Here is an 8,211-nt window from a genome sequence, read left to right on the forward strand (position 1 = left end):
ACGGAATCGACGATTCCGGACGTGTGCGTCCGTACGGCCGAACGGGTTCTTTCGCGAAATACCAGGTCAGAGGCGCGCGACGGCCGATCCCTTGTCGACGAAGGGATCGGCCGGGACATCCGTGTATGACACACCTCGATACGAGGAGATCTCACACAGATGATGGATCACGGATGGGCCGAATGATCCAGAGACAGTGGATCAAGAGGCAGCGCACGCGGGGGGCGACGGATCACGCCAGGGCGACGAGATCCGCGTAGTCGGCGCCCCACAGGTCCTCGACACCGTCCGGCAGCAGGATGATCCGCTCCGGCTGGAGCGCCTCGACCGCGCCCTCGTCGTGGGTGACGAGCACGACCGCGCCCTTGTAGGTGCGCAGCGCGCCGAGGATCTCCTCGCGGCTGGCCGGATCGAGGTTGTTCGTCGGCTCGTCGAGGAGCAGCACGTTCGCCGAGGAGACCACCAGGGTGGCGAGCGCGAGACGGGTCTTCTCGCCGCCGGAGAGGACCCCGGCGGGCTTGTCGACGTCGTCGCCGGAGAACAGGAACGAGCCGAGCACCTTGCGGACCTCGACGAGGTCCATGTCGGGGGCGGACGAGCGCATGTTCTCCAGGACCGTGCGGTCGGGGTCCAGGGTCTCGTGCTCCTGGGCGTAGTAGCCGATCTTGAGGCCGTGGCCGGGGACGACGGCACCCGTGTCGGGCTGCTCGGCACCGGCCAGGAGCCGCAGCAGGGTGGTCTTGCCCGCGCCGTTGAGGCCGAGGATGACGACCCGGGAGCCCTTGTCGATGGCCAGATCGACGTCGGTGAAGATCTCCAGCGAGCCGTAGGACTTCGACAGGCCCTCGGCGGTCAGCGGGGTCTTGCCGCAGGGCGCGGGCTCGGGGAAGCGGAGCTTGGCGACCTTGTCGGAGACCCGGACCGCCTCGAGTCCGGCGAGCAGCCGGTCGGCGCGCTTGGCCATGTTCTGCGCGGCGACCGTCTTGGTGGCCTTGGCGCGCATCTTGTCGGCCTGCGAGTGCAGTGCGGCGGCCTTCTTCTCGGCGTTCTGCCGCTCCCGCTTGCGGCGCTTCTCGTCGGCCTCGCGCTGCTGCTGGTAGAGCTTCCAGCCCATGTTGTAGACGTCGATCTGGGCGCGGTTGGCGTCCAGGTAGAACACCTTGTTCACGACCGTCTCGACCAGGTCGACGTCGTGGGAGATCACGATGAAGCCGCCGCGGTAGGACTTGAGATAGTCGCGCAGCCAGACGATCGAGTCGGCGTCGAGGTGGTTCGTCGGCTCGTCGAGGAGCAGGGTGTCCGCGTCGGAGAACAGGATCCGGGCCAGTTCGATACGGCGGCGCTGACCACCGGAGAGGGTGTGCAGGGGCTGGCCCAGTACCCGGTCGGGCAGGTTGAGCGCGGCGGCGATGGTGGCGGCCTCGGCCTCGGCGGCGTACCCGCCCTTGGTGAGGAACTCGGTCTCCTGGCGCTCGTACTGCTTGAGAGCCTTCTCGCGGGTCGCGCCCTGGCCGTTGGCGATGCGCTGTTCGTTGTCGCGCATCTTGCGGATCAGGACGTCCAGGCCGCGCGCGGAGAGGATGCGGTCGCGGGCGAGGACGTCGAGGTCGCCGGTGCGGGGGTCCTGCGGGAGGTAGCCGACCTCGCCGGAGCGGGTGACCTGGCCCGCGGCGGGGATGCCCTCGCCGGCGAGGACCTTGGTGAGAGTGGTCTTGCCGGCGCCGTTGCGGCCGACCAGGCCGATGCGGTCGCCCTTGGCGACGCGGAAGGTGGCGGACTCGATGAGGACGCGGGCACCGGCGCGCAGCTCGATGCCGGAGGCGGAGATCACGGACAGACTCCAGTGCGGGGTCGTTGGCGGGATGGGCGGCTGAGGACGTTCCCGCCGTCTAATGCGCGAGGAGAATGGCCATGGGGGCCATTCTAACGGGGCCGTGCAACCACTTTTTCTGTGTCCAGGTGTTCGACGCCCGGGCCGGTCCCGACCGGGAGCCGTTGTCGGTGGGCGCTGCGAGACTGGGCACCAGGGGACATTCCGGCAGGGATCACAGCAGGGACCACGAGGGAGTGATCGGCATGGCAGGCAGGAGTGGCGGGCGCCCGAGTCTCTTCCCGACGCTGGTGTACGCGGACGCCAAGGCGGCGATCAGGCAGCTCACCGAGGCCTTCGGTTTCACCGAGCTGTCCGTGTACGAGGGGGAGAACGGGCTGGTGCTGCACGCCGAACTGACGCAGGGCAATGGCGCGGTGATGCTCGGTTCGAAGGGCACGGGCGGCGTCTTCGCCACGGCGATGATGGGCGGGGGCCCCAGCGGGGTGTACGTCGTCGTGGACGACGTCGACGCACACCACCGGCGGGCCGTGGAGCACGGCGCGGAGATCCTGATGCCCCCGACGGACCAGGACTACGGCTCACGGGACTACATGGCCCGCGACCTCGAGGGCAACATCTGGAGTTTCGGCACCTACGCTCCGGAGATACCGGTCTGATCCGGGCCGCTTCGATCCGGTCCGATGTGGTCCGGGGCCGCGTCCGGCCGTTCAGCTGCCCCCGGTGTGCACCTGGAAGGCCGCGCGGCGCACGGCCTTGGCCAGGGCGGGATCGGGGTGGGCGGCGGCTAGCGCGACGAGGACCTGCACGGTGCGCGGGTGTCCGACGGCGCGCACCTCGTCGAGGAGGGCGGGCACGGTCGGCTGCAGCGCGGACTCCAGGTGCCGTACCAGCATCGGGGCCTCGCCGTGGTCGGCGACGGCGGCGGCGGTGTCGACCCACAGCCAGGTGGCCTCCTCGCGGGTGAGCACCTCGTGGGCGTCCTCGGGGTCGACGCCGTCGTGCTCGGCGAGCCAGAGCAGGGCGTACGGTCGCAGCGCCGGGTCGTCGACGACGGCCCGTACGTCGGGCTCGGCCGGGGCGCCGACGACGCGCAGCGCCTCGAAGGCGAGGCCGCGCAGCAGGGCGTCCTCACCGCGGGCGGCGGCCAGCAGCTCGGTGACGGCGTTGCCGACGGGGCGGGCGGCGAGCCAGGCGCGGTATTCGGCGCGGGCCGCGTTGGGGCGCAGTTGGGCACAGCCGCGGAGCATGTCCTCGGCGGCCTGCTCGATGTTCCCGGCGGGGCTCTGCGCGGCGACGCAGATCTGCTCCAGTTTCACCCATACCGCCCAACTGCCGAGCGGGGTGAGGGTGGCCTGTCCCTCGCCGCAGGTGAGGGCGCCGACGGAGCCGAGGGCGCGCAGGGCCCAGTCCAGGAGGGGGGCGAGCTCGGTGTCGTCGGTGGGGCCGGCCGGGCCGGGGGCGGGGTCGGCCGCGGGGTCCGCGAGGGCCACCGGCTGGCGCTGGGGGCCGTAGGGGATCTCGCAGCGCTCGGTGCGCAGTTCGGTGACCCGCTGCTGGAGCAGGTCGAGGAGCTGCGGCACCGGCACGGGACCGGCGGAGAGTTGGAGGAAGGAGAGCACCTGCGGCATCGCGGAGACGACCTCGGCGACGGCGGAGGGCTCGTGCCCCTCGGGCTCCGGGCAGGCGAGGGACCAGGCGTCGAAGAGGGCGACCCAGCCGCGCAGCACGGCGCTGTCGTCACGGTCCCAGGCGCGCAGTCGCCAGCCGGGGCGGGCTCTGTCGCCGTGCACCTCGACGAGGCCGGCCAGGCGGGCCGTGTCCCAGTCCGCACGGACCTGATCGGGGGTCAGGCCGAGTTCCAGGGCAGCGTGTTCGGCGGTCGCGTCGGCGAGGGTGGCCTTGCCGTCGGCGGTGATGCCGTCGCGTCCGGGACCCAGGGCGGCGTCGGCCCAACGGGCGACGCGGGCCGCGGCGGCCAGTACGGAGCGCGCCATTCTGGCCAGTTCCGCGGGGGCCGGGGTGCCCTCCGGAGGGCGCGGTGCGGGGCGGCGCGGGCGCCGCTGGTTCACGGCTCTGGGTGCGGCGGCCAGGGGTCGCGGGCGGACGAGTCGAAGCCTGGAGTCGCGCGGGATACGGGACGTCACGGGTGCAGTCTTCCGGTTGACGGTCCGAAAACCCAAACGGAATGTCACGGGCGGCGACGGGGATGGCCAACGCACGGGGTGGTGAGGGGGGCTCAGGGCCGAGATCAGGCCACTGGTACGGCCTTAAACGGAATGAGGTCGACCGGTGTGGAAAGGGGGCGGCGACGGGGGGCGTGTGCGGGGGGCACATCAGGGGGTCGGGTGGTTTCACATCAGAGGGGTGAGGAAACGGCGCAGGGCTTCCTCGTAGCCCTCGGGGTCGGCGTTCCACATGGCGGCGTGCGGGGCCTGGGGGACCGTATGGAGGGAGACCAGGCCCGGGCGGCGGGCGGCGAGGCGGCGGGAGGTGTTCCACGGGGCGACCGTGTCGTCGGGGCCGTGGAGGATCAGCGTCGGGACGCGCAGCCGGTCGGGGTCGGCGGCCTCGGCGATCCGGCGGCCGTCCAGCCCCGTGCGGCCCTGCGCGGCCCGGACGGCCAGCGGGAGCAGCGCGCCCGGTGTCCGGCGGGCGGCGGCGAGCGCGCGTACCGTGGCCTCCCAGTCGAGCACCGGGGAGTCCAGGATCAGCCCCGACACACGGTCCTTGAGCCCGGAGTGCGCGGCGGCGCGCAGCGCCATGGTGGCGCCGGTGGACCAGCCGTACAGGACGACGCGCTCGGCGCCGTACCGCACCGCGTACCGGATCGCCGCGTCCACGTCGCGCCACTCGGTCTCGCCGAAGTGGTGGAGGCCGTCCGGCGAGCGGGGTGCCCCGAGGTCGCCGCGGTAGGCGAGGGCGAGCACCGAGACGCGCTGGCGGTGCAGGAACGCCATGACGTTCATGGTGTGTTCCCTGGTGGCGCCCAGTCCGTGCACCGCGATCACCCAGGTGTCGCGCGCGCCGGGCACGAACCAGGCCGGCAGTGCGCCGAGCTCGCCCGGCACGTCGATGTCGGCGTGGTCCAGGCCGAGGGCGGTGCGGGGGTTGCCGACGTACACGTTGGGGGTGAACCACACCGCGTCGCCCGGGTTCAGGGTGCCGTGGGTGACGCGTTCGAGGCGGCGTACGACGGTGTCCGCGGTATGCGGGGTGGTGTCGAGGACGTCACCGACGACCGCGTGCGAGCCGTCGCCGGCGAGCCCGTAGGTGCCGGGGCGCCGTGAGGCCAGGGCCCGGGTGAGGGTGATGCGGCCCGCTGCCGTGCCGTGCACGGTGAGCCGGGGCTCCGTGGGCAGCGGTCTGCCCGGCGCGGGCCTGAGCGCCGCGTCGCTCGCGAACCGGCCGGCGGCGACGCTGGCCACGCCCGCTGCCAGGGCCACGGTGACGGCGGCGGCCGTCGCTTTGACAGTGCGCACGGCTCCAGTGTCCCGGCGGACCGCGCCACCGGCCAGTGGTGCGACGGTTCCGGGTGACGCGGGAAGCGGCACCGGGAGGGACCGCGGGCGGGAGACCGGGCGGGATGCGGAGAACGACGCGAGAAGGCTCACCCCATTGCGGTACCCCGGTCATCGCCGGCCAGGCTCATCCCCTCTGCCCGTAACCCCTGAGCCGCTCCCCCACCTCCGCGAGTTGCGCCTGAGACAGCAGGCTCGGGGTCAGCCCCGGTACCGACGAGGCCGTGAGCCACAGCTCGCACATCCACTCGAGTTGGGCGGTGCGGTCGTAGGCCTGGTCGAGGGTGGCGCCGTAGGTGAGGGTGCCGTGGTTCTGGAGGAGGCAGCCGGAGCGGTCGGCCAGGGCGCGGAGCATGTTCTCGGCCAACTCGTCGGTGCCGTAGGTCGCGTAGGGGGCGACGCGGACGGGGCCGCCGAGGGCGCTGGTCATGTAGTGGACGGCCGGGAGTTCGTATACGAGCGTGGAGACGGCGGTGGCGTGCACGGCGTGGGTGTGGACGACGGCGCGGGCCTCGGTGGTGCGGTAGACCGCGAGGTGCATGGGCAGTTCGCTGGTCGGCACCAGCGTGCCCAGCACCTGCCGCCCGTCGAGGTCGACCCCGGTCACGTCGTCCGGCGTCAGACGGTCGTACGGCACACCCGAGGGCGTCACCAGGACGGTGTCGCCGACGCGCACCGACACGTTGCCGGAGGTGCCGACGACCAGCCGGTCGGCGACAGTCCGCCGGGCGGTGACGACGAGCGCCTCCCAGGCCGCCGCCACCTCCCCCGCGTGCCCCCGTACGTCACGTTCACCCTGTTGATCCCTCGGCTGCTCGACCATGCGGCGATCTTGCCAGGATCCCTGGTCGTACGGTGTACGGGCCACCGTTCCGGAGCGGAGCGGCGGCCCTCTTTTTGTGACACTTCAATGCCCGACTCAGTTCATCTTCCGTTCACTCAGGTTGCTTACGGTCGTCCAGCCAATGACCTCGAACGATTGCCTGGGTAAATGGAAAGCTTCTCGCTGATCCTCGCGATTGTGGTGGTAACCGCACTCGCGTTCGATTTCACGAACGGTTTCCACGACACCGCCAACGCGATGGCCACCACCATCTCAACCGGTGCGCTCAAGCCCAAGGTCGCGGTGGCCATGTCCGCCGTGCTGAACCTTGCAGGCGCCTTCCTCTCGGTGGAGGTCGCCAACACGATCTCCAAGGGTCTCGTCGACGAGACCGGCATCCGTCCCGAGGTCATCTTCGCCGCCCTGGTCGGCGCGATCCTCTGGAACCTCCTGACCTGGCTGGTGGGCCTGCCCTCCAGTTCCTCGCACGCCCTCATGGGCGGTCTGATCGGCGCCACCATCGCCTCGGCGGGCGTCGGCGCGGTCCACGGAGACGTCCTCGTCACCAAGGTCCTGATCCCGGCGATCGCGGCACCGATCGTCGCGGGCGTCGCCGCGATGCTCGCCACCCGCCTGTCGTACACCCTCGGCAAGAAGGCCGACGGCAAGGCAGCCGAGAAGGGCTACCGCGCGGGCCAGATCGCCTCCGCCGGCCTGGTCTCCCTGGCGCACGGCACGAACGACGCCCAGAAGACGATGGGCATCATCACCCTCGCCCTGGTCGCCGGCGGTGCCGTCGCCCCCGACTCCGACCCGCCCCTGTGGGTCATCCTCTCCGCGGGCCTCGCCATCGCGCTCGGCACCTACATCGGTGGCTGGCGCATCATCCGCACGATGGGCAAGGGCCTGACCGAACTCCAGCCGCAGCAGGGCTTCGCCGCCCAGACCAGCGCCGCGACGGTCATCCTGGCCTCCTCGCACCTCGGCTTCTCCCTCTCCACCACCCACGCCGTCTCCGGTTCGGTGATGGGCGCGGGGCTGGGCCGCAAGGGCGGCGTGGTCCGCTGGTCGACCGCCACCCGCATGTTCGTCGCCTGGGGTCTGACGCTCCCGGCCGCGGCCCTGGTCGGCGCGCTCGCGGAGTACGTCACCGGCTTCGGCGACTGGGGCACGGCCGTCGTCGCGGTCTTCCTCATCGCCTCCAGCGCGGCGATCTGGAAGCTCTCGCGCCGCGAGGTCGTCGACCACAACAACGTCAACGACAACGAGGAGCCGCCCGGCGTGGTGACCACCGCGATCGCCGCGGTGACCCCGCCGCCCGCGGGCACGGTGGCCGAGGACCTGTCGGCCACGATCCCCGCCCCCACGGCCGAGTCCGCGCCGCCGGCCACCACCACCGTCTGAGCCGCACCGCCCCCGGTACGCCGGAAACGAAGGAAGAGACAGCATGAAGATCGACTGGGCGGCTCTCGGCTCCGTCTTCGGGGTCAGCCTCGTGGTCACCGTGGCCCTCGTGGCCCTGTTCACCCTCGGCATCGCCGGCCTGTCCCGCCGGGAGCGGGCCGCGGCCCAGGGCGGCTCAGCCGCTCTCGCGGTCACCGGCGCGTACGCGTGCTTCGCGGCGTGCGCGGCGGCGGTGGCGTACGGGATCTCCCTGATCGTCGCCTGACCGGCGGCACACGAGCAGCACAACAGGCACACGTGGGGTGCGGGACGGATCGTCGTCCCGCACCCCACGCGCGTGTGTGACGCCCTCGACGGCCCGCGTGTGGGGTTCTGCACACTCTCCCGTCGCAGGTCAACAGCAAGTTGACGGCTGTTCCGGGGCCGTGGTGGACTGCCGGAGCCATGTACGGCGGCAGGAGAGGAAGCCGGTGAGAATCCGGCGCGGTCCCGCCACTGTCACCGGGGTAGGAACCCCCGGGAGCCAGGAACTCTCACCGCCGGTCTCGTCGAACCAGGGCGCGGACACCCTGAGTGAGGACATATCGCCATGCTCGGCTGCCGATTGAGGTCCAGCACCAGGTCATTGCCCG

At 71.9% G+C, this 8,211-nt stretch carries 7 protein-coding genes and 1 riboswitch; of the genes, 3 read left to right on the plus strand and 4 right to left on the minus strand.

Going from position 1 to position 8,211, the window contains the following annotated elements; genetic code table 11:
- Nucleotides 1-232: 232 nt before the first annotated feature.
- Nucleotides 233-1,831: an ABC-F family ATP-binding cassette domain-containing protein gene (locus IG99_RS00290; RefSeq protein WP_037668307.1), complete on the minus strand. Its 1,599-nt coding sequence runs from the start codon at nt 1,829-1,831 to the stop codon at nt 233-235.
- Between the two features lie 245 nt (nt 1,832-2,076).
- On the opposite strand from IG99_RS00290, the gene IG99_RS00295 reads away from it, so the two are divergent.
- Nucleotides 2,077-2,490, plus strand: a complete 414-nt coding sequence (locus IG99_RS00295; RefSeq protein WP_037669520.1) for a VOC family protein — start codon at nt 2,077-2,079, stop codon at nt 2,488-2,490.
- Between the two features lie 51 nt (nt 2,491-2,541).
- On the opposite strand, the gene IG99_RS00300 is transcribed toward IG99_RS00295, so the two are convergent.
- From IG99_RS00300 to IG99_RS00310, 3 genes are all read right to left on the minus strand, one after another.
- Nucleotides 2,542-3,828, minus strand: coding sequence for a hypothetical protein (locus IG99_RS00300; protein ID WP_037668308.1), 1,287 nt, complete (start codon nt 3,826-3,828; stop codon nt 2,542-2,544).
- Nucleotides 3,829-4,185: 357 nt separating this feature from the next.
- Nucleotides 4,186-5,313, minus strand: a complete 1,128-nt coding sequence (locus IG99_RS00305) for an alpha/beta hydrolase (protein ID WP_037668311.1) — start codon at nt 5,311-5,313, stop codon at nt 4,186-4,188.
- Between the two features lie 166 nt (nt 5,314-5,479).
- Nucleotides 5,480-6,175, minus strand: a complete 696-nt coding sequence (locus IG99_RS00310; protein ID WP_037668314.1) for a class II aldolase/adducin family protein — start codon at nt 6,173-6,175, stop codon at nt 5,480-5,482.
- Nucleotides 6,176-6,343: 168 nt separating this feature from the next.
- Between IG99_RS00310 and IG99_RS00315 the strand changes: the two genes are divergently transcribed.
- Entirely contained in the window at nt 6,344-7,579 is a 1,236-nt protein-coding gene (locus tag IG99_RS00315; protein ID WP_037668317.1) for an inorganic phosphate transporter, read from the plus strand.
- A gap of 43 nt (nt 7,580-7,622) precedes the next feature.
- The gene (locus IG99_RS00320; protein WP_037668321.1) at nt 7,623-7,844 is read left to right on the plus strand and encodes a hypothetical protein; all 222 of its coding nucleotides are present in this window, start codon (nt 7,623-7,625) and stop codon (nt 7,842-7,844) included.
- 147 nt (nt 7,845-7,991) lie between these two features.
- Nucleotides 7,992-8,131: riboswitch (cobalamin riboswitch) on the plus strand.
- The last annotated feature ends 80 nt before the right edge of the window (nt 8,132-8,211 follow it).

Source organism: Streptomyces griseus subsp. griseus (genome assembly GCF_000720255.1).
Classification (GTDB): Bacteria; Actinomycetota; Actinomycetes; order Streptomycetales; family Streptomycetaceae; genus Streptomyces; species Streptomyces griseus_I.